The sequence below is a fragment of the Luteimonas terrae genome (genome assembly GCF_031457535.1).
In the GTDB taxonomy this organism is placed as follows: domain Bacteria; phylum Pseudomonadota; class Gammaproteobacteria; order Xanthomonadales; family Xanthomonadaceae; genus Luteimonas; species Luteimonas terrae_A.
Window position 1 is genome coordinate 1 of the sequence record NZ_JAVDWO010000006.1, and the last position, 21,418, is coordinate 21,418.

Below are 21,418 nucleotides of genomic sequence, written 5' to 3' on the forward strand. Positions count from 1 at the left end.
CGACGGGGCACGCAGCCCAAACTCGCTGCGCTCAGACATGGGCTGCTCTTCGACCCCGCCGCCCTGCGATGCTCGGCTCGCTTTACGGCTCGATTCAAGTCAAAAGCCAAGGCAAGAAGCAAAGGCCCGAGCCGAAGCAGAAGCCCAAACCACAGCCAGAGCTAGAGCTAGAGCGAAAGCAGAAGCCGAAAGCCGAAAGGCAACTCAGGATCCAGATGGATGTTCGACTCTCCAGACATGCGTCTGTCAAAAACCGAAGCTATGACGACAATGGATTCCCGAAGCTAAACGCAGTCGCGCGTGCCGTTAAGCCCTCGCAAAATCGAATGCAATTACATCGGCGATCCGCCCCGTCCCCGACATCGCCATCATCAGGCGATCGACTCCCAGCGCCACGCCGGCGCAATCCGGGAATCCAGAATCCAGCGCGGCCAGCAAGGCCTCATCGATTGCCGGCAACGCATCACCCCGCGACCCACGCACCGCATGATCCCGCTCGAAGCGCGCTCGCTGTTCCGCGCCGTCCGCAAGCTCGTGATAGCCGTTGGCGAGTTCCAGCGCCCCGAGATACAGCTCGAAACGCTCTGCCAGCTGTACGCCATCGCGATCGGCGATGCGCGCGAGCATGCATTGCGAGGCCGGATAGTCGTGAACGACGAGGATCCGGTCGGCGGGGTTCGCCGGCTGGATGCGATGCGTCATCAGCAGGTCCAGCCAGTCGTCGCGGGTGAGGCCGTCCGGATCGATCTGCACGCTACCCAGCGCAGCCTGCAGTTCGGTGTCGGACGCGGTCACCGGATCGAGGCCCAGCGTGTCCAGATACAGGGTGCGATACGTCGTCTGCATCACCTCCGCACGCCGGTCGACGAGCGCGAGCGCGCCCTGCACGAGGGCCACGGTTTCGTCGGCCAGTTGATGCTGGTTCCAACCGACGCGATACCACTCGAGCATCGTGAACTCGGGATTGTGGCGGCCGCCAGCCTCGCCGTCACGGAACACGCGACCGAGCTCGTAGCAGTCGCCGAAACCTGCAGCGAGCAGGCGCTTGAGCGGAAATTCCGGTGACGTGCGCAGCCAGCGTGTGCCCGGGCCGGCCGACACGTGCCCGCCGAATTCGGTACGAAAACTGGCGACATTCGGGTCGGTGTTGCCGGCCTGCGACAGCATCGGTGTCTCGACTTCGAGCACGCCCCGCTCGGCGAAAAAACCGCGCAGACTTGCGTTAAGTCGCGCGCGCAAGCGCAACGCATCAAAGCGTGCCGACGGCAGCATCGACGCGCTCACCCCTGCGACTCGAGAAACGCGAGCAGCGCCGCTTCGTCCCAGATCTCGATGCCGAGTTCCTGCGCCTTCGTCAGCTTCGAGCCGGCTGCTTCACCGGCGACGACCAGCGAGGTCTTCTTCGACACGCTGCCGGCGATCTTCGCGCCCAACGCTTCGAGCTGCTCACCCGCGGCGTCGCGGGTCATCGCCTCCAGGCTGCCGGTCAACACGATGGTCTTGCCGTCGAGCGGGCCGGTTGCCTTCATGACTTTCGCGGGTGCCGCATCCAGCAGGCGGCGCATCGCGGCATCACTGGCGCGCAACTTGGCCAATGCATCCGCATCGGCGAGGAATGCCGAGAGATTGTCCGCGCCTGCGGACGACAGGCCGGCGCCTGTCCAGCCGCTGGCGTTCGCGCGCAACAGCGCATCGAGTGTGCCGTAGGTATCGGCGAGGCGCTCGGCGCTCTTGCCACCGAGCTTGTCGACCGGCAGCGTCGACAGCAGGTGGGCAAGGCCGAGCCGCTCCCGTAGCGCCGCCGATGGCGCGGCCTCATCGGTGAATGTGATGCCTGCCGCGAGCAGCGCATCGACGACCTCGACATTGCCGGGCTGCTCGAAGAATGTCGCGATCGAGCGCGCGACTTCCCCGCCAATGTCGGGCAGCGCCTGCAGCAGCACGGCGGGCGTCGTACGCACGAAGTCGAGCGTGCCCAGCCACTGCGCGAGCGATTTGGCCGTCGTTTCGCCCAGATGCGGAATGCCGAGTGCAAACAGGAAACGCGGCAGCGTGGTCGTGCGGCTGGCGTCGATGCCGGCGACCAGGTTCTCGGCCCACTTCGTCGCGAGCTTGCCGCCGGAATCGACGGTCAGGTGGGCGCGCAGGAACGCCGCGTCCGTCCACACTGGCGCCTCCTCCACGAGCACCGCTTCGCCCTTGGCATCGAGCGCCAGGGCGCCCCTGCTGTCGGCAATCGCCTGCGTGAAGTCGGCCCCGGTCGCTGCGTCGAGCGCGGTTTTCATCCGCACCAGATCCTCGACCGTCAACGCAAACAGATCGGCCGGCGAATGCACGAAACCGAACTCGACCAGCGCTTCGGCCTGTTTGTCGCCGAGACCTTCGATGTCCATCGCGCGCCGCGATGCGAAATGGCGCACGGCTTCCTTGCGTTGCGCGGAACAGGTCAAACCGCCGGTACAGCGCCACGCGGACGCGCCCTCCTCGCGCACGAGCTCCGAGCCACAGACCGGGCACGTGGCCGGCATCATCCATTCGACCGCGCCGGCGGGCCGCCGATCCTCGATCACGCGCACGATCTCGGGAATCACGTCGCCGGCGCGGCGCACGATCACCGTGTCGCCTTCGCGCACGTCGAGACGGCGGATCTGATCTTCGTTGTGCAGCGTCGCATTGGTGACCGTGACACCGGCGACCTGCACCGGCTCCAGTCGCGCGACCGGCGTGATCGCACCGGTGCGGCCGACCTGCACTTCGATCGCACGCAGCACCGTCGACTGTTCCTGCGCCGGGAACTTGTGCGCCAGCGCCCAGCGCGGCGCGCGCGACACGAAGCCAAGATGGTCGCGCCAATCAAGTCGATCAACTTTGTAGACGACTCCGTCCACGTCGTAAGGAAGCCGGTCTCTTAACTCTAAAATTCTTCGATAGAAGGCAAGACAACCGTTAGCCCCCAAAACGACACTCGTTTCCTTAGCCACAGGGAAACTGAATCCCTTGAGAAGCTCCAGAACATCTGACTGGGTGCGGGTCAACGTCATTCGCTCAAGATCAACCCCGCCGTAGGCATAGAACTGCAAGTGACGTTTGCGGGCTTCACGGGGATCAAGCTTTCTTAGAGTCCCAGCAGCTGCGTTCCTAGGATTTGCGAGAGATCTACGCCCCTCCTTAAGCGCTTCGCGGTTGTATCCCTCAAGCTGGGAACGAGGCATGTAGATTTCTCCTCGGACTTCAACACGGCCCGGCACTGGCGTAGCTCCCCGTAGTTTCAGAGGAACTCCACGCACTCCGCGAACTGTATGGGTTACGTCCTCGCCTTCCACTCCATCGCCACGAGTCACTCCTTGGACTAGAACACCGTCTTCATAGACCAGACCAATCGCCAACCCATCAAACTTGAGCTCCGCAGAATATTGAACTAGCTCATCAGTCGACAGATCCAGTCGACTTCTAACCCGCCTGTCAAACTCAAGCAGCTCTTCTTCAGTGAAGGCGTTATTGAGCGAAAGCATTGGATAGACGTGCTTCACCGAAAGCAGTGACTTGACGGGGGCGCCCACCGTCTGAGTTGGCGATTCAGCGCAAATAAGTTCTGGGTGATCGCGCTCAACTTCCGCGAGTTCGCGCAGCAGGGCGTCGTAATCGGCGTCCGGGATCGACGGATCATCGAGCACGTAATAACGGTGATTGGCGTCTTCGATCAGCGCGCGCAGCTCGGCGACGCGCTCGGCGGGGGATGGAGTTGGCATAGTTGAATTGTAGGCTGCCAAGCTGCCGTTGCAGGCCTGCGCGGGGGCGTGGTGAGGACTTCGCTGGCGAACGAATCGCGCGCGAGCGGGCTCCTTCGGGCAGAGGCGTAGGCAGCGATCCACGATTGCGCACCTCCGCGACGGGTCATGGTCGGCTTTGCACGCCGCCCTTGTAGGAGCGCGCTGGCGCGCGATGGGGCGTTTCGCAAAGAGCCAGTCGCGCGCGAGCGCGCTCCTACAGGGCGCTGGGCGCGCGAATGCGCGCATGCAGGACCGAGGCGTAGGCGGCCAGTCGCGACGCCAGCGTCCCGGTGTGCAGTTCGAACAGATGGTTGTCGAAATCGTGGAAATACAGCGATTCGCCCTCCCCTTCGATCCGGGGACGCGGCGGGCGGATGTCGACACCGATCCGCTCGAGCCGCGCGCGGTAGTCGGGCAGGTCTCCGGCGGCGACCTGGAACGCGACGTGGCGGTAGCTGCGCTCGGCGGGCGGCTCGCCCTCCATCGTCGCGATCCACACGCCGCCGAGCACGAAGAACTTCTCGCGTGAAAGCGAATGCGGTCGATCGCCGCTATCGTAGACCTCGCGCGCGCCCAGCCCCTCGACCAGCAGGCGGGCCGTGCGGTCGAGGTCGTGGACGACGAAGGTCAGGTGGCTGATGCCGGTGATCGACATCGCGCCGACTTTACCAGCGCGGGCTGCGGGTCACCGCGGGCACGTCGTGTTCGCGGTCCCAGCTGCGCAGTTCGTCGCGCAGGCCGGCGATGCGCTGACGGCCCAGGGCGTTGCGCTGTTCGTCGAGCAGCACGCCGTCGAGCAGTTCGGCCATGCGCTCGGCGGTGGGCAGCATCGCGTCCCAGGCGTCGAGGGCGCGAACCGGCGCCGGCAGGGTCAGGAAGAACGCGATGGCCGGGGTTTCGAGGCCCTGGATCTCGCTCATGTCGAAGCTGCCGGGGCTGCGGATATTGGCGACGCTGAAGATCGGGCCGCGCTCGGGATGCCCGTCGACGAGGCGATGGAACACATTCATATGGCCGTAGGTCAGGCCAGCCTTCTCGGCGGCGACCACGATGTCCGGGCCGCGCAGCACGTTGCCAGCGCGCGCGGCGATGTAGAGCGTCACGATCTTGTCGAAATCGTCGCTGGTGCGCTTGCCGAGTTCGCTGTTTGGCGAGACGGCGCCGACCGTCTGGTCGAGCAGGTCCATCTCTGCCTGCACCGCGTCAGTGTCGCCTTCGGCACGTGGCACGCCGGCCTCGCCGAGATCCTGTTCCAGCTGCGCGCCGAGCGTGGGCTCCAGGCGCTGCTCGCGATCGTCGGTGCTGGCGACGCGGCGACCCTGCCCGTTGCGCGGGCGGGTGCCGAAATACCACATGGCGCCCATCAGCAGCAGGCCTGCGACCAGGATTCCGATACGCATCATCCAGTCGTCGGTCATTCGCGGTGTTCTCCTTCGGGGTCGTTCATTATGCGCAAGCGCCGGGCACGTTGGGCATGACGGCACATGATGACAGTCTCTAGGCGGCGCCGGCCAGTCGCGCGGCTTCGGCCAGATCGACCGAGACCAGCCGGCTCACGCCCGGCTCGCGCATGGTCACGCCGCTGAGCTGCGAAGCCGCTTCCATCGTCGCCTTGTTGTGGCTGACGAACAGGAACTGCACCTGCTCGCTCATCTCGCGCACCATCGCCGTGAAGCGGCCGACGTTGGCTTCGTCCAGCGGCGCGTCCACCTCGTCGAGCAGGCAGAACGGCGCCGGATTGAGCTGGAAGATCGAGAACACCAGCGCGACCGCGGTCATCGCCTTCTCGCCGCCGGACAGCAGCGAGATGTTCGACACACGCTTGCCGGGCGGGCGCGCCATGATCGCCACGCCGGTATCGAGCAGATCCTCGCCGGTCAGTTCCAGGTAGGCGTGACCGCCACCGAACAGGCGCGGATACAGCGCCTGCACGCCGGCGTTGACCTTGTCGAAGGTGTCCTTGAAACGGCCACGGGTCTCGCGATCGATCTTGCGGATCGCCTCTTCCAGCGTGTCGAGCGCAGAGGTGAGGTCGGCGTCCTGCGCATCGAGGTACTCCTTGCGCTGCGCAGCCTCGGCGTGTTCCGCGATCGCGGCGAGGTTGACCGGCTCCAAACGGCGCAGGCGCGCGTCGAAGTCGGTGACGATCTTTTCCCAGTCCTTCGCGTTCGCGGAATCTTCGAGACCGTTCAACACCTCGTCGACGACGAATCCGCCCTCGACCACCTGCGCGGACAGCTGGTCGGCTGCGATCACCAGCGCCTGCTGGTCGAGGCGGCGCTGGCCGATCGCTTCGCGCTGGGTCAGGGCCTGCGCGTCGCGCTGTTGGCGGACCTGCTCGAAGGTGCGCAGCTCGTTGTCCACGCCTTCGAGTGCAGAACGCGCCTCGGCCAGCGCGCGCTCGGTACGCACGCGCTCTTCCAGCGCGACCTGGCGTTGCTGCTCCAGCGTGTCCACCGGCGAATCGCCCGTCGCCAGCTGCGCCGACAGTTCGCCGAGGCGGCTGTCGATCTGGCCGCGCTGGCCGCCCATGCGCGCCAGCGCCTGGGTCAGCGAGGTGATCTGGGCGCGTTGGGATTCGATGGTCAGCGCGAGCGCATGCGCGGTATCGCGGGATTCGCGCGCGGCCGATCGCAGCTGGTCGCGGGCCTCGACCAGGCCGCGACGCTCGGCCTCGAGCGCAGCGCGCGCGGCTTCGAACTCGCCCATGCGCTCGACCGCGTCTTCGAGACGACCCCGCGCGTCGCGGGCCTGCTGGGCGGCGGTATCGATGGTTTCGTGCAGTTGGGCGAGATCGGTGTCGATGCGTTCGATGCGGTTGCGCGCGGCTTCCACCCGTCCCTGCTGGCTCTGCACCTGGCCGGCGAGTTCGGAGACGGCGCGGTGCGCGACATACAGCGCGCGCTGCGCTTCCTCGCGCTGCTGTTCGACGCCGAGCAGATGTTCGCGGCCTTGCGCGATGCGCGCTTCCAGAGCCTGCTCCTGTTCCTGCAACGTCGCGATCGTCTCGCGCAGCGTCTGGATCTCGCGCTCGCGCAGCAATGCACCCTGCTTCGCCGCGCCCGAGCGCGACACGCGCACCCAGCCCGCGCCGAGGCGCTCGCCGCTGCGGGTGATCACCGAATCGCCGTCGCTCAAGCCCACCTGCAACGCGCGCGCTTCGGCCAGCGTCTCGGCGACATGCAGGCGCGCGAGCAGCCGGCGGATCGCGAGCGGGCCCTGCACCTTCGCGGCCAGCGAGGTCGGCGCGAAGACTTCGTTGGCGGTCTCACCCGACACCAGCGCCAGACGGCTTTCGCCGAGTTCGCCCAGCGCATCCACCAGTTCGGCCGGCACACCGTCGCCGTCGACGATCACGCCTTCGATCAGCTGGCCGAGTGCGCTTTCGACCGCGAACTCCCAGCCCGAGTCCACCCGCAGCCGCTCGCCGACGCGCGCCGAAGAGTCCAGCCCACGCTGGCGCAGCCATTCGACCGCCGCGCCCTGCTCCTGGCCCAGCGCGGCGTTCTGCAGGGTTTCCAGCGACGACAGACGGCCGCGGGCTTCCTGGGCCTGCTTGCGCACGACGGACAGTTCTTCCTGCGCGCCGCGCTGCGCGTCCTGCAGATCGACCGCCGCGGCCTTGCGCGTTTCAAGATCGTCGCCGAGCGTGTCGAGCGCGGCCTTCTGCTCGTCATGGCGGATCTGCAGATCGGCGAAGGTCTCGCTCAGCGCTTCGAGATCGATGCCGCCGCGCTCGGCCTGCAACTGCTCGCGCCGGCGGTCGGCTTCGAGCGACTGCTTGTCCAGGTAATCGACGCGGGTGCGCTCGATGTCGCCTTCGCGGGCTGCCTCGCTCTGCTCGCGATTGTGGGTGTCCCAGCGCGTCTGCCAGTCGGCCAGCGCGGTCTCGGCTTCGCGCAATGTGTCCTGGCGGACCGCGTCGTCGTCCTGCAACTGGGCCAGGCGCGGCTCGGCGTCGGCGATGCTCTCGTGCAGGGTGTCGAGTCGCAGCTGGTCCTGGTCGATGTGTTCGCCGATCTCGGCCAGCTGCGCCTGCGCTTCGTCGCGTGCCTTGAGCAGGCGTGCCGACAGCTCGCGCTGGTGCTGGATCTGTTGCTCGACGCGCGCCAGTGCGCCGCTGACCTCGTAACTTTCGGCTTGCGCGCGGTTGAGGGCTTCGCTCGCCTCGTTGCGGCGCTCGCGACCGGTCTCCAGTTCGCGTTCGGCTTCGCGCTGCTCGGCGATGATCTGCTCGAGCTTGGTTTCTTCCTGCGCCAGGCCTTCGCGCAATGCGCGCAGACGCGAATCCAGCGTGCGCCATTCCAGCGCCTTCCACTCGGCGTCGCGGATCTTCCGCTCGGCCTGGATCGCGGTGTACTGCTCGGCCTGCTTGGCCTGCCGCGCCAGGTGCTGCAGTTGCTTGCCGACTTCCTCACGCAGATCGTTGAGGCGGTCGAGATTCTCGCGGGTGTGGCGGATGCGGGTCTCGGTTTCCTTGCGGCGCTCCTTGTACTTGGAGATGCCGGCGGCCTCTTCCAGATAGACGCGCAGCTCTTCGGGCTTGGCGTCGATGATCTGGCTGATCATGCCCTGCTCGATGATCGAGTAGCTGCGCGGGCCCAGACCGGTGCCGAGGAACAGATCGGTGATGTCGCGGCGGCGGCACTTGGTGCCGTTGAGGTAGTAGCCGCTCTGCCCGTCGCGGCTGACGGTGCGCTTGACCGAGATCTCGTTGAACGCGGCAAACTCGCCGGCGATCGTGTGATCGGAGTTGTCGAACACCAGTTCGACCATCGCCTGCGACACCGGCTTGCGCGCGGTGGAACCGGCGAAGATCACGTCGGTCAGCGAGTCGCCACGCAGGCGACTGGCCGAGGACTCGCCCATCACCCAGCGCACCGCGTCGATGATGTTCGACTTGCCGCACCCGTTGGGCCCCACCACGCCGGTCATGTTGGTCGGCAGGTGCAGCGTGGTCGGATCGACGAAGGATTTGAAACCGGCGAGCTTGATCGTGGACAGGCGCATGCGGGCTTTGGTGGCCTCTTGGCGCCCGTCAGGGCGCGATGGATGACGGATAGCGTGTCATGCGATACGCGAAATTTCCATCGCAAGCGGTTGATTCCACAAGCAAGGAGCGCCGCTCGCGCGCGCAAGCGGTCAGTATAGCGAGAGTTCCGGCGCGGCGATTCCCGGCCTCTGTGTCGTCGCCGAACGGGCCAGGACGGCGCGTTCCCTCGAAGACGGAAGCCGAATACCGCTTCTACAGGACAGTGGCGGCAGACCTGCTGCCCTCACCCGACGCGCGATGCGCGTCGACCTCTCCCGGAGGGAGAGGTGCAGGTCCTGCGTCGCGAAGCTCAACCCGCCTGCTGAATCAATCGCTCGCCGCTCTCGACATCGAATGCATGCACGCGGCCGACCGGAATCGTCAGCGCCAGGGTTTCCCCCGGCACCGGCACGCGGTCGGGCGGCAGACGCGCGATCAGCGTGTGGGTGCCCAGGCGCAGGTTGACGAAGACTTCGCTGCCGACCGGCTCCACCACTTCCACCACCGGCGACAGCACTGCATCCGCATCAGTCGCGGGCAGCAGGTGCTCGGGGCGGATGCCCAGATCGACGCTGCGACCGTTCCACTCGGCCGGGAAGCCGGCCTCACCCAGCGCGAGCGTGATGCCCTCGCCTGCGTCGAAGGTCCAGCCGCTCCCGCCCTGCGCCAGCGAGCCGCGCAGCACGTTCATTGCCGGGCTGCCGAGGAAGGTCGCGACAAACAGGTTCGCCGGCCGCTCGTACAACGCCATCGGCGTATCGATCTGCTGGATGTGGCCGTCCTTGAGTACGACGATGCGCTGGCCCAGCGTCATCGCCTCGATCTGGTCGTGGGTCACGTAGATCATCGTCGTGCCCAGCTTGCGGTGCAGCCGGGCGATCTCGACGCGCATGCCGCTGCGCAGTTTGGCGTCGAGATTCGACAGCGGCTCGTCGAGCAGGAACACCTGCGGCTGGCGCACCAGCGCGCGTCCCAGCGCAACACGCTGGCGCTGGCCGCCCGAGAGCTGGCCGGGCTTGCGGTCGAGCACCTGGTCGAGTTCGAGCACCTGCGCGGCTTCGTCCACGCGTGCGGCGATTTCGGTCTTGGACTGGCCGCGCAGCTTGAGACCGAACGCGAGGTTCTCGGCCACGCTCATATGCGGGTACAGGGCGTAGCTCTGGAACACCATTGCGATGTCGCGGTCCTTCGGCGCCACGTCGTTGACCACGCGCTCGCCGATGGTCAGCGTGCCGTCGCTGATCGCCTCCAGCCCCGCGACCATGCGCAGCAGCGTGGATTTGCCGCAGCCCGACGGGCCCACCAGCACCAGCAGCTCGCCGTCGGCGACCTCGAACGTCGCGCCGGCCACACCGACGAAACCGTTGGGGTAGACCTTCCGTACCGCGTCGAACCGCACCTGTGCCATGCACGCTCCCGTGAGTCGCAAACCCGTCGTGGACCGCATCGTGGCGCCGATTGCGTGAACCGCGCGCCGTGATGCATTTGCGCTATTCTGGCATGTAATCGTTTCCAATCCAGCCGGCGCACGTGTGGGAGGCACAGCGTGGTGCAACGATCGACCGGATCCACCTCCGTACGAGGCGCATTACCCGCGTCGATTGACAGCGCTGGACATCCCCGGCCTGATGCCTCGATATCGTGGACGTTGCGATCGGCACACCTCCGGCGACACACTCCGTGATTCCCTATCCCGAACCCGAGACGGACCCGGCGCCCATGCACGATTCCCTGCTGTTGTTCGGCGCCACTGGTGATCTGGCGCAACGCTACCTGTTCCCGTCCCTGCTGCATCTGCAGCGCGACCGGTTGCTGCCGGACAACTTCCGCGTGATCGCGATCGCGCGCAGCGAGCATGACGACGCCAGCTTCCACGACTGGCTGCGCGAGCGCCTCGGCGACGAGTACGACACCTCGCTGGTCGACGAGCTGCTGCGCCGGATCCAGTACGTGCCCGTGGACCTCGGTGATGCAGACGCGATGGCCGCCGCCTTGTCGCGCTTCGCCGACCGTCCGACGGTCAGCTATCTGTCGACGCCGCCGAACCTGTTCGCATCCGCCTGCCGCGGGCTCAAGGCTGCCGGCCTGCTGGAAGCGCCGTCGCGGCTGGTGCTGGAGAAGCCGATCGGCCACGACCTGGCCAGCGCGCAGGAAATCGACGCGACGCTGAAGTCGGCGCTCGACGAGTCGCGGATCTTCCGCATCGACCATTATCTGGGCAAGGCGCCGGTGCAGAACCTGCTCGCGCTGCGCCTGGGCAACACCCTGTTCGAGGCGACCTGGGAACGGCGCTGGATCGAGTCGGTCGACATCATCGTCGCCGAGACCGCCGGCGTGGACGGCCGCGAAGGCTACTACGCCGATTACGGCGCGCTGCGCGACATGGTGCAGAACCACATGCTGCAGTTGCTGGCGCTGATCGCGATGGAGCCGCCGGCGGCGATGGATACCGACAGCATCCGCGAAGAGAAGAAGAAGGTGCTGCGCGCATTGCGACCGATGACGGCCGCCGATGCCGCGGCCGACAGCGTGCGCGGCCGCTACGCGCCCGGCGTGGTCGACGGCCAGGCCGTGCAGGGCTTCAAGCATGGCGGTCATGACGACGTGGAGACCTTCGTCGGCCTGCGCGCCTGGATCGACAACTGGCGCTGGGCCGGCGTGCCGTTCCGCCTGGTCACCGGCAAGCGCATGCCCTCGCGCACCACCGAGGTCGTGGTGACGTTCAAGCCTGTCACGCACTGGCTGTTCGGCCCGGGTGAGCGCAAGCGCGCCCGCGCCAACCAGTTGCGGGTGCGCCTGCAGCCGGAAGAGACGATCGAGCTCGGCCTGATGGGCAGCCTCGCCGCGTCCGAATGGGCCGCCAACGAACTGCAGCCGATGTCGCTGGACCTGGCGATGCTGCCGCCCAAGCGCCGCATCGCCTACGAGCGCCTGATGATCGATGCGCTCAAGGGCGACCAGACGCTGTTCGTGCGCGACGACGAGGTCGAGGCTGCATGGCGCTGGATCGACAGCGTCAGCGCTGCATGGCGCGAGGCCGGCACGCCGGTGCGCGACTACCCGGCCGGTAGCTGGGGCCCGGTCGAGGCACAGCCGTTCCTGCCGCGCACGCTGACGACCCACAACGGGCGCAAATCGTGACGGCTGCGCTTGCCCTGCTCGCCGACATCGGCGGCACCAATGCGCGCTTCGCACTCGCCGATACCGCCAGCCCGACGCCGCTGCAGCTCGACACGATCCAGATCTTCCCGGTCGCCGACTTTCCGTCGCTGGCGGATGCGGCGCTGCATTACCTCCAGCAGACCGGTCACGACGGCAAGGCCGCGTTGCCGCGCGCCGTGCTCGCGGTCGCCGGTCGCGTCGATGGCGACGATGCACGCATCACCAATCACCCCTGGGTGATCTCGCGCACGCGTACCCAGCAGCGGCTCGGCATCGAAGACGTCGTGCTGACCAATGATTTCGCCGCCCAGGCAATGGCGATTCCGTTGCTGCAGCCGGGCGACTACAGCGCCATCGGCGGCGTGCCGTGGGCGGTGCCGAAGGATCCCGCCGGCCCCTGCACCTATGCGGTGATCGGTCCCGGTACCGGCCTGGGCGTCGGTGGTCTGGTGATCCGCGACGGCAGGCACTATCCGCTGGAGACCGAAGGCGGCCACGTCAGTTTTCCACCCGGCACGCCGGAGGAAACCGCGATCCTCGAACGCCTGTCGGCGCAATTCGGCCGCGTGTCCAACGAACGGCTGATCTGCGGGCCGGGGCTGGTCAACATCCACCGGGCGCTGAGCGAGATCGCTGGCGTCGATCCGGGCCCGATGCAGCCGTCCGACATCACCGCGCGTGCGAAGGATGGCGATGCCCGCTGCGCACGCGCGGTCGACGTGTTCTGCGCGGTCTTCGGTGCGATTGCAGGGGATCTCGTGCTGACGCTCGGTGCCTGGGATGGCGTGTTTCTGACCGGTGGCCTGGTGCCGAAGATGCTCGATTCGATCCGCCACTCGGGCTTCCGCCAGCGCTTCGAACACAAGGGCCGGTTCTCGCCCAACATGGGACGCGTGCCGAGCGTCGCGGTGCTGCATCCGCATGCCGGCCTGCTGGGCGCCGCCGCAATCGCCACGCGCAGGGCCGCGGCGTGACCCCCGCCTCGCCGCCGGCCTTTGGCATTGCCCGCGGAATCGGCGACGATGGGCGCATGCAGTTGCACGCCTACGAATCGGCCACCCAATGGACCTGGGGCGCCGCGATCGCGATTTCATCCGCCATTGCCCGCGACCTGGAGCAGAAGCCGCGTGCGCGGCTGCTGCTGTCGGGCGGCAAGACGCCGGGGCCGGTGTATGCGGCGCTGTCGAAATCACCGCTCGCCTGGGACCGCGTCGATGTCGCGCTGGTCGACGAACGCTGGCTGCTGCCCGACGATCCCGACAGCAACGCGCGCCTGCTGCGCGAAACGCTGATCCAGAACAAGGCGCAGAAGGCGCGGCTGGAAACCATCACCCGCGCCGGCCGTCCATTCGACGAGGCCGTCTCCACCGCCAATCTGCATGCGCGCCAGCCCGCGGGCGTGGTCGTGCTGGGCATGGGCGATGACGGCCATACCGCCTCGCTGTTCCCCGGCATGATCGATCTCGAATCCGCGCTCGCCTCCGCGTCGCCGTATGTCGGCGTCGATGCCGGCGGCAGTCCCGGTGCGGGCACGTGGCAGCGTCGCGTGAGCCTGACGCCCGCCGGCCTCGCACCCGCCCATACCCGCATCCTGCTGATCCGCGGCGAGAAGAAGCGCGCCCTGCTCGATCGACTGCTGCAGAGCGACGACGCGACCGAGTTCCCCGCACGGATCGCCTTTACGACGCCGGGCGCCACGCTGCACGTCCACTGGTGCCCGTGACGCGCGCCCTGTTCGACCGTTGCGCGCAGTGCGATCCGCGCGCCCCCGCCCATCCCCCGGGCACCCGTTCCTCTCATCGCCGCCGCCCATGAGCCTGCATCCCGTCGTCCATTCCGTTACCGAACGCATCCGCAAGCGCAGTGCGCCTTCGCGGCAGGCGTATCTCGAAGGCATTGCGCGCATGCGCGACGCAGGTCCGCTGCGCGGTCACCTGAGTTGCGCCAACTTGGCGCACGGCTTCGCCGCGTGCGGGCCGGTCGACAAGTCCCGTCTGCGCAACGGCCCGACCGCGAACCTCGGCATCGTCACCGCGTACAACGACATGCTGTCGGCGCACCAGCCCTACGAACCGTATCCGGAGTTCATCCGCGAAACCGCGCGGGCGCTGGGCCATACCGCGCAGGTCGCGGGCGGCGTGCCGGCGATGTGCGACGGCGTGACCCAGGGCCGCGCCGGCATGGAGCTGTCGCTGTTCTCGCGCGACGTCATCGCCCAGGCCACCGCCATCGCGCTGTCGCACGACATGTTCGACAGCAGCGTGTATCTGGGCATCTGCGACAAGATCGTGCCCGGCCTGCTGATCGGCGCGCTGGCCTACGGCCATCTGCCGGCGATTTTCATTCCCGGTGGCCCGATGACGCCCGGCGTACCGAACAAGACCAAGGCCGAGGTGCGCGAGCGCTACGCCGCCGGCGAGGCTACGCGCGAGGAACTTCTGGAGGTCGAATCGGCCTCCTATCACGGCCCCGGCACCTGCACCTTCTACGGCACCGCGAATTCCAACCAGACCCTGCTCGAGGCGATGGGCGTGCAGTTGCCGAGCGCGGCCTTCATCAATCCGGGCACGCCGCTGCGCGAAGCCTTCACCCGCGAAGCGGTCGAACGTGCACTGTCGATCACCGCGCTCGGCGACGACTATCGTCCTCTGGGCCAGCTGATCGACGAACGCGCGATCGTCAACGCCGTCGCGATGCTGATGGCCACCGGCGGGTCGACCAACCACACCATCCACTGGATCGCGGTCGCGCGCGCGGCCGGCATCGTACTGACCTGGGACGACATGGACCAGCTGTCGCAGACCGTGCCGCTGCTGGCGCGCGTGTATCCCAACGGCGAGGCCGACGTGAACCGCTATCACGCGGCCGGCGGCAACGCCTACGTCTTCCGCGAACTGCTCGACGCCGGCCTGATGCACGGCGATCTGCCGACGATCGTCGACGGCGGCATGGCGCGCTACGGCGAGGAACCCAAGCTTGACGGCGGCCGGATCCGCTACGAACCCGGCCCGCAGGTCAGCGGCGATGCTGGCGTGCTGCGCCCGGTGTCCGCACCGTTCGAAGCCCAGGGCGGCCTGCGGCTGCTGCGCGGCAACCTCGGGCGTTCGCTGATCAAACTGTCGGCGGTGAAGCCGGAGTTCCGCAGCATCGAAGCGCCGGCCGTCGTGGTCGACGCGCCGCAGGCACTCAACCGCCTGCATGCCGCCGGCGCACTGCCGCGCGATTTCGTCGCCGTCGTGCGCTACCAGGGGCCGAAGGCCAACGGCATGCCGGAACTGCATTCGCTGGCGCCGCTGCTGGGGATGCTGCAGAACCAGGGCCGACGCGTGGCACTGGTCACCGATGGCCGCCTGTCGGGCGCTTCGGGCAAGATTCCAGCCGCGATCCACATGACCCCCGAAGCCGCGCGCGGCGGACCGCTGGCCTTCGTGCGCGAAGGCGACATCATCCGCCTCGACGGCGAGGCCGGCACGCTCGAAGCCCTGGTCGATCCGGCCGAATGGCAGGCCCGCATCGCCGCGCCGGATACCGCGCCCGCACCCACCGACCACGGCCGCAACCTGTTCGGCTTCAACCGCGCGAACGTGTCGCCGGCCGACCAGGGCGCGCTGTCGATCTCCTGTGGCCCAGCCACCACCGACGGCAGCGCGTGGCACTACGATGCCGAATACGACCTGGGCGCTGATGCAGCAGCGCTCGACGCCCCGCACGATTCCAAGGACGCCTGACACGATGCCCAACGTTTCCACCATGTCCGAGCGCCAGCAGCGCGCCGCCGAGTTCCTGCGCAAGGCCGGCGTGCTGCCGGTGATCACCGTGCACACCCTCGACGAAGCGCGCGCGATCGCCGATGCACTGCTCGAAGGCGGCTTGAACACGCTCGAGCTCACGTTGCGTACGCCGGTCGCGATCGACGCGCTGGCGATGCTCAAGCGCGAGCGCCCGGGCATCGTCATCGGCGCCGGCACCATCCTCAACGCCGACAACATCCGCGCCTCGATCGATGCCGGCGCGGATTTTCTGGTGACCCCCGGCACGCCGCCAGCGCTGGCCGATGCCCTGGCCGAAGCCGACATTCCGGTGGTGCCCGGCGCGGCGACGCCGACCGAGTTCATGGCGCTGCGCGAGCGCGGCTTCCGCAACTGCAAGCTGTTTCCAGCCAGCGCGGTCGGTGGCCTGGCGATGCTCAAGGGCCTCGCCGGTCCATTGCACGACATGCGCTTCTGCCCCACCGGCGGCATCTCCGAATCCAACGCCGCCGAATTCCTGTCGCAGCCGAACGTGCTGTGTATCGGCGGCTCTTGGATGCTCGACAAGGGCTGGCTGGAAGTCGGCGATTACGCCCGCGTGCGCGAAACCGCGGCGCGCGCCGTGCAGATCGTGCAGGACGTCCGCAGCCACTGAGCCGCGCCTGCAGCGCCCGCACCCGGCGGGCGTTGCAGATCCATTAGGACAAGGCGGCCTGCAGTTCCTCGGCCGTGCTGCGATCGATGACGCCCGCCGCGACCGCATCGTCGAGCGAGGCACGCGTGGCATCGGCCCAGTCGCCGCCGTAGCCTGCAAGGCCCTCTACCCAGATCTCCAGCCGCCCGTCTTCGTTCAACAGACGGATCATTTCGGCGCGGTAGGCCGGGTCATCGTTGCGGATCAGCACGTTGCCTAGCGCAAGCTCATAGCTCATGTCGAAGCCGTTGCGCTCATAGTCGGCGCGCGCGTTCTCCTGTTGTTGGGCAGCATCACCGAACAGTTCGGGCGATGCGTTTTCGGCCACGGCATAGGCGCTGCCGTAGTTGCCTTCGAGATAGTCACGCAGCATGGCCTCGCGCGCCGCTGGCGAGGTTGGCAGCGCGGACTGGAGGCCGAAGATGTCCCAGGCGAAGTCCGGCTTGTCGCCCGCCATCGCATCGGCGAAGCCCTGCACCTGATCGCCGGAGATGCCGGCGGCCGCTGCGAGATCGGCGAATGCGCCCAGATGGCCGGGCGAGGCCGCCACATCCGGGTGCGCGATGACCAGCGCCTGGAACGCTTCGGCATCCAGACCCAGCGCGCCGGCGACCTCGTGGGCGGTCTCGCCGGCGTGGAGCATCGCATCGATCACGGCAGGCTCGATGCCGGCCGCTTCCATGTAGCCACGCAGTTCCTCGCGCGTCTGGTGCTTGTCGATTGCATCGCCGACGAAGCCGCCGATCGCGGAGATCACCGCGCCGATGCCGCTCACCATCGAGCCTGCCGCGGTACCCGGGCCCGGGATCAGCGCGACCGCGCTGCCGAGCATGCCGAACACATCGCCCATCGCCGCGACCGCATAACCGACGTTGCCGTCCTCGGCCGCCTTCTGCACGTTGATCGCCACGGAGGTGGCGCTTGCGAGCACGCCGAGGCCCGGCGCGAGGCGCGCCGCGAACGTCGCGAAGCGCGCGGCGTCGTCGCCGTACTGCGCCAGGCGTCCGGCGTCCGCGACGTGCTTGGCCGCACCGGCGAGCAGATTGAGGCCGCTTTCGCCCGCCGATGCAAAGCCCTGCACCGCTTCGAGGTATTCGCCTTCCTGCGTGCTCTGGCTGGCCTTGATCGCACCCATCACCACACCGACGCCGGCCATCGCGTGTGCGAACGGCGATGCCTCCCCGAACTCGTCGCCAAGTTTCTTCAAAGGGTCAAAGTCGCCGGCGGCGATGGCATCCATCATCGCCATGCCGTCCTGGAAGCTGCTGATGCCCCCCTTGACGCCGTCGAACAGCCCCTTGGCGTTCTGCAGTGGCGCGAACGCCTCCTTGAGGTCGGCCACCGCGGCCTGCAGGTCGCCGTCGTGACGGGCGACGATCTCGACCGTCGCCGCACTGGCGATGCGTTCGAACAGTTCGCCCTGCAGGGCTTCGGTGTGCGCGGAGAACGCACCCGCCAGCGCCGAATCCGGCACGCCCTGGATCTCACCCAGCAGCGCCAGCGCAAGCTCGCCATGCCCGGAATCGGCCAGCTGGCCCAGCGTGTCGACCATCTGCGCGGCGACGGCCGGATCGCGCACGGCCGCGGCGAGCAGCGTCTCCCGATTCGCCTCGACGTGGCTGGCCAGCGCCTGCCCGGCATCCGCTTCCGCGGCATAGATGTCGGCATGCCCGTCGGCGCTGCGGAATGCTTCGATGAAGTCCGCCTGCTGCTCGGGCGTCAGCGGTCCGGCGCGCAGCAGATGTGTGGCGAGCTCCTCGTTGAGTGTGTCGGCTTCGGCCTTGGCATCGTTGTAAGTGTTCTGGAGTTCTTCCAGCGCGCTCGCGGCCTCGCGCGTCTGCTGCGTGCGGCCGACATTGTCGATGCCGAGTGCACTGGCGACCTCCCGCCAGCCGGCGTTGTCTGCCGCCGAGTGACGGATCTGGCCTTCACTGAGCACGCCGCGCTCGATCGCGACGCCGAGTGCGGTGGTCAGCCCGCTGCGCGCGGAATCTGCATCTGCGCCGGCGAGCATGTAGCCGCCCTCCGCGTCACGGCTGAAGAGTCCCCAGTTCGGCGCGGTCGCCGCATCCAGCACACCCGCGTCGTTGGCCAGGCGCACCAATTCGCCGAGATAGGCGGGTTCGGTCGCGTGTTGCGAGGCCAGCGTGCCGAGCTGGTAGGGCGCGCCGAGGGCGCCACTGCCGATGTTCTGGGCGGCGAAGTCCTCCTGCGCACGCTGGACCTGCTGCGCTTCGATGCGCGCGATGTCCATCGGCGGCATCCCGGCCGGGAGTTGCGGCAGCGACGGACCGGACGGGGTCGTGCCGGTCAGCGCCTGATAGGTTTCACGCGTCTCGACGCCGCTGCGCAGCTCGACGGTATCGGCGACCGCCTCGCGACCGAAGGTCTCGTGCAGGCGCACCAGATTGCCCGCATCGAGCTTGGTCGCCAGATCGTTCAACAACGTCTGCCGGTCGCTGGCCGGCAGCGCCTGCACCTCGGCGTTGAACGCGTCCGCCTGATTGGCGTCCATCGCCGCAACCGTCGCGTTCGCTGCTTCCGGCGTCGACGTCCGCAGCGTCTCGACGCGCGGCGGCGGAGGTGGGGGCGGTGGGGTGTAATCGGACTGTCGGATCGACTGGACGGACATGCGGGCGCTGCTCCGGCTCGGATTGCGGACCCGATGACCCTAGCAGCCTCCCCGACCCGGAACAGGTGGGGCTCACCCTAGTCGTGCGCACGGCCGCGCATTCAGCGCGGCCTGCGGTTCAGTCCAGACGCCGCGCCGGCAGCGTCAACGCGGCGCGCTCGCCGGTGTCGATGGCCGACTGCCCGAGCACGACCGTGTAGTCGCCGGCGGCGATCCGCCAGCTGCGATCGTTCGGGTGGTAATCCGCGAACAGGCGCGGCGCAAGCGCGACCTCGACCTCACGTGTTTCGCCCGCGTCCAGTTCGATGCGGTCCCAACCGGCCAGTCGCAGCGGCGTTGCATGCCCCTGCGGAAGATGCACGTACAGCTGCGGCACCGCAACGCCGTCGCGCTCGCCGGTATTGCGTACCGTGAAGCGCGCGACGATCCGTTCGCCGTCCGCGCGCACCTGCAGGTCCGATGTTGCGAATGTCGTGTACGACAGACCGTGGCCGAAGGCGTAGCGCGGCGACAGACCCTTGGCCACAAACCAACGGTAGCCGACGTTGGCACCTTCGATGTCGTAGTCGATGGTGTCTTCCGGCTTCTGCGCCGGATTGAAACCCAGCCCGGGAATCGTCGGACGCGGCAGCTGCGAGACATCGACCGGCCAGGTCACCGGCAGATGCCCGGACGGATTCACCGCGCCGGTCAGCAGGCGGGCGATCGCTTCGCCACCGCGGATGCCGGGATACCAGGCCTGCAGCACGCCGGGCACCGCTTCGATCCATGGCAGTTCGACCGGCCCATTGGTCTGCAGCACGACCACGCTGCGCGGGTTGGCCGCAGCAACGGCGGCGATCAACGCGTCCTGCCCGTCGGGCAGGCGCATGTCCGGCAGATCCACCGATTCCGCGGCCCACTGCGTGGCGAAGACGATGGCGACATCGGCCTCGCGCGCGAGCCGCGCGGCGGCTGCGCGGTCGCGACCTTCGGCGTAGTCGATACGCGCATCCGGCAAAGCCTCGCGCAATGCGAGCAGCGGCGAGGACGGCTGGAACATCACCGGGCCCGGCCAGGTCGTCGGCTGCACACCGGTGACGGCACTGGTGCCGCGCGAGGTCCAACCGACCATCGACGAGCCGCCGCCCGCGATCACGCCTTTATCGGCATGCCCGCCGATCACCGCGATGCGGCGCACACCGGGCGCGAGCGGCAGTACGCCGTTCTCGTTGCGCAGCAGCACCGCGCCCGCTTCCGCCGTGCGCTGGGCGACATCGAATCCCATCGCATCGAGCGCCGCATCGACCGGCTGACGCTGCGGCGGGTGCTCGAACGCGCCGACGGCGATGAAGCTGCGCAGGATGCGGTGGACCATGTCGTCGAGCCGCGCCTGCGGCACCACGCCGGCGCCAACCGCCATGCGCAGCGGCACGTCGAAATACACGGCCTTGTCGAACACCTCGCCCGCCGACTGCTGGTCGAGGCCGGCGTTCGCCGCCTTCGACGCGCTGTGCACCCCGCCCCAGTCCGACATCACGTAGCCGGGGTAACGCCAGTCGCGCTTGAGCACGTTGTTGAGCAACTCGTCGTGTTCGCAACCGTAGGTGCCGTTGATGCGGTTGTAACTGCACATCACCGAACCGGGCTGGCCGATCTCGATCGCGACATGGAACGCGAGCAGGTCGGATTCGTGCATCGCACGGTCGCCGATCTCCGCGCTGTGCGTGTTGCGCGCGGTCTCCATGTCGTTGAGCGCATAGTGCTTCATCGTCGACAGGACATGCTGCGATTGCACGCCGCGGATGGATTCGCCGACCAGCGTGCCCGCGAGCAGCGGATCCTCACCGGCGTACTCGAAATTGCGGCCATTGCGCGGATCGCGCTGCAGGTTGACGCTGCCGGCCAGCAACACGTTGAAACCCTGCCGCCAGGCTTCTCGGCCCATGGTTTCGCCGCCCTTGAAGGCGATGTCGCGGCTCCAGGTCGACGCGGTCATCGGGCCTGACGGCATCGCCGTCGCGTGATCGCCCGTGCGTGCGCCGCCGGGATTGGTCACGCCGAGGCCGGCATCGACCAGGGTCTGGGCCGGAATGCCCAGGCGCGGAATCGGCGCCACGTAGCCGGCCGCAGTGAGCGCCTCTTCCGGCTTCTTCTCGCCGATCGCGAAGCGGCTGCGGATCAACGCGAACTTTTCGTCCTGCGTCATCGCCGCGACCAGCAGCGCGGCGCGCGCGTCCGGCGACTTGCCGGCATCCATCCAAGGCTGCGGACTGGTCGCGTCCTGCGCGAACGCCGGCGCGGCGGCCAGCAACGCGCACACCAGCATGCGCGTCGACATCTGGGTCTTCATCGAACTCCCCTCCCCTCGAAATGTTTCTGTAGGAGCGCGCTGGCGCG

13 protein-coding genes are annotated in these 21,418 nt (G+C 68.0%); 5 read left to right on the forward strand and 8 right to left on the reverse strand.

Annotated features, from left to right (window positions below; genetic code table 11):
- Positions 1-306 precede the first annotated feature (306 nt).
- The 6 genes from epmA to J2W68_RS08250 form a co-directional block, all read right to left on the reverse strand.
- Positions 307-1,272 (reverse strand): EF-P lysine aminoacylase EpmA, encoded by a 966-nt coding sequence (gene epmA / locus J2W68_RS08225; RefSeq protein ID WP_430539699.1) that lies wholly within the window; start codon positions 1,270-1,272, stop codon positions 307-309.
- An 8-nt stretch (positions 1,273-1,280) separates the two neighbouring features.
- Positions 1,281-3,749 carry an NAD-dependent DNA ligase LigA gene (gene ligA / locus J2W68_RS08230; RefSeq protein ID WP_310234495.1) on the reverse strand — a complete coding sequence of 823 codons (2,469 nt, stop codon included), beginning with the start codon at positions 3,747-3,749 and terminating at the stop codon, positions 1,281-1,283.
- A 235-nt stretch (positions 3,750-3,984) separates the two neighbouring features.
- Positions 3,985-4,425, reverse strand: a complete 441-nt coding sequence (fosX, locus tag J2W68_RS08235) for a FosX/FosE/FosI family fosfomycin resistance hydrolase (protein ID WP_310234498.1) — start codon at positions 4,423-4,425, stop codon at positions 3,985-3,987.
- Positions 4,426-4,435: 10 nt separating this feature from the next.
- Positions 4,436-5,188 (reverse strand): cell division protein ZipA, encoded by a 753-nt coding sequence (gene zipA / locus J2W68_RS08240; RefSeq protein WP_310234501.1) that lies wholly within the window; start codon positions 5,186-5,188, stop codon positions 4,436-4,438.
- A gap of 79 nt (positions 5,189-5,267) precedes the next feature.
- Positions 5,268-8,780: a chromosome segregation protein SMC gene (gene smc / locus J2W68_RS08245; RefSeq protein ID WP_310234504.1), complete on the reverse strand. Its 3,513-nt coding sequence runs from the start codon at positions 8,778-8,780 to the stop codon at positions 5,268-5,270.
- A 332-nt stretch (positions 8,781-9,112) separates the two neighbouring features.
- Positions 9,113-10,210, reverse strand: coding sequence for an ABC transporter ATP-binding protein (locus J2W68_RS08250; protein WP_310234507.1), 1,098 nt, complete (start codon positions 10,208-10,210; stop codon positions 9,113-9,115).
- A gap of 311 nt (positions 10,211-10,521) precedes the next feature.
- Here J2W68_RS08250 and zwf point away from each other — a divergent pair, with 311 nt between their 5' ends.
- The 5 genes from zwf (at position 10,522) to J2W68_RS08275 (ending at position 16,368) form a co-directional block, all read left to right on the forward strand.
- Positions 10,522-11,943: a glucose-6-phosphate dehydrogenase gene (zwf, locus tag J2W68_RS08255; RefSeq protein WP_310234509.1), complete on the forward strand. Its 1,422-nt coding sequence runs from the start codon at positions 10,522-10,524 to the stop codon at positions 11,941-11,943.
- Positions 11,940-12,938 carry a glucokinase gene (gene glk / locus J2W68_RS08260; RefSeq protein WP_310234512.1) on the forward strand — a complete coding sequence of 333 codons (999 nt, stop codon included), beginning with the start codon at positions 11,940-11,942 and terminating at the stop codon, positions 12,936-12,938. Before zwf ends, glk begins: the two co-directional genes overlap by 4 nt.
- On the forward strand, positions 12,935-13,687 hold the full coding sequence (gene pgl / locus J2W68_RS08265) for a 6-phosphogluconolactonase (protein ID WP_310234514.1): 753 nt from the start codon (positions 12,935-12,937) through the stop codon (positions 13,685-13,687). Before glk ends, pgl begins: the two co-directional genes overlap by 4 nt.
- 88 nt (positions 13,688-13,775) lie before the next feature.
- A complete protein-coding gene (edd, locus tag J2W68_RS08270) occupies positions 13,776-15,692 on the forward strand; it encodes a phosphogluconate dehydratase (RefSeq protein ID WP_310234516.1) in 1,917 nt (638 codons plus the stop codon).
- Positions 15,693-15,696: 4 nt separating this feature from the next.
- Positions 15,697-16,368: a bifunctional 4-hydroxy-2-oxoglutarate aldolase/2-dehydro-3-deoxy-phosphogluconate aldolase gene (locus tag J2W68_RS08275; protein WP_310234519.1), complete on the forward strand. Its 672-nt coding sequence runs from the start codon at positions 15,697-15,699 to the stop codon at positions 16,366-16,368.
- A 43-nt stretch (positions 16,369-16,411) separates the two neighbouring features.
- On the opposite strand, the gene J2W68_RS08280 is transcribed toward J2W68_RS08275, so the two are convergent.
- Together J2W68_RS08280 and J2W68_RS08285 are read right to left on the reverse strand one after the other, a co-directional pair.
- Positions 16,412-19,039 carry a hypothetical protein gene (locus tag J2W68_RS08280; RefSeq protein WP_310234521.1) on the reverse strand — a complete coding sequence of 876 codons (2,628 nt, stop codon included), beginning with the start codon at positions 19,037-19,039 and terminating at the stop codon, positions 16,412-16,414.
- 118 nt (positions 19,040-19,157) lie between these two features.
- Positions 19,158-21,347 carry a beta-glucosidase family protein gene (locus J2W68_RS08285; protein WP_310234949.1) on the reverse strand — a complete coding sequence of 730 codons (2,190 nt, stop codon included), beginning with the start codon at positions 21,345-21,347 and terminating at the stop codon, positions 19,158-19,160.
- Positions 21,348-21,418: the final 71 nt, after the last annotated feature.

Excerpts from the sequence above, each read along its gene's own strand:
- epmA (WP_430539699.1), bottom strand. The coding sequence starts at position 1,272 with ATGCTGCCGTCGGCACGCTTTGATGCGTTGCGCTTGCGCGCGCGACTT.
- ligA (WP_310234495.1), bottom strand. The coding sequence starts at position 3,749 with ATGCCAACTCCATCCCCCGCCGAGCGCGTCGCCGAGCTGCGCGCGCTG.
- fosX (WP_310234498.1), bottom strand. The coding sequence starts at position 4,425 with ATGTCGATCACCGGCATCAGCCACCTGACCTTCGTCGTCCACGACCTC.
- zipA (WP_310234501.1), bottom strand. The coding sequence starts at position 5,188 with ATGACCGACGACTGGATGATGCGTATCGGAATCCTGGTCGCAGGCCTG.
- smc (WP_310234504.1), bottom strand. The coding sequence starts at position 8,780 with ATGCGCCTGTCCACGATCAAGCTCGCCGGTTTCAAATCCTTCGTCGAT.
- J2W68_RS08250 (WP_310234507.1), bottom strand. The coding sequence starts at position 10,210 with ATGGCACAGGTGCGGTTCGACGCGGTACGGAAGGTCTACCCCAACGGT.
- zwf (WP_310234509.1), top strand. The coding sequence starts at position 10,522 with ATGCACGATTCCCTGCTGTTGTTCGGCGCCACTGGTGATCTGGCGCAA.
- edd (WP_310234516.1), top strand. The coding sequence starts at position 13,776 with ATGAGCCTGCATCCCGTCGTCCATTCCGTTACCGAACGCATCCGCAAG.
- J2W68_RS08275 (WP_310234519.1), top strand. The coding sequence starts at position 15,697 with ATGCCCAACGTTTCCACCATGTCCGAGCGCCAGCAGCGCGCCGCCGAG.
- J2W68_RS08280 (WP_310234521.1), bottom strand. The coding sequence starts at position 19,039 with ATGTCCGTCCAGTCGATCCGACAGTCCGATTACACCCCACCGCCCCCA.
- J2W68_RS08285 (WP_310234949.1), bottom strand. The coding sequence starts at position 21,347 with ATGCTGGTGTGCGCGTTGCTGGCCGCCGCGCCGGCGTTCGCGCAGGAC.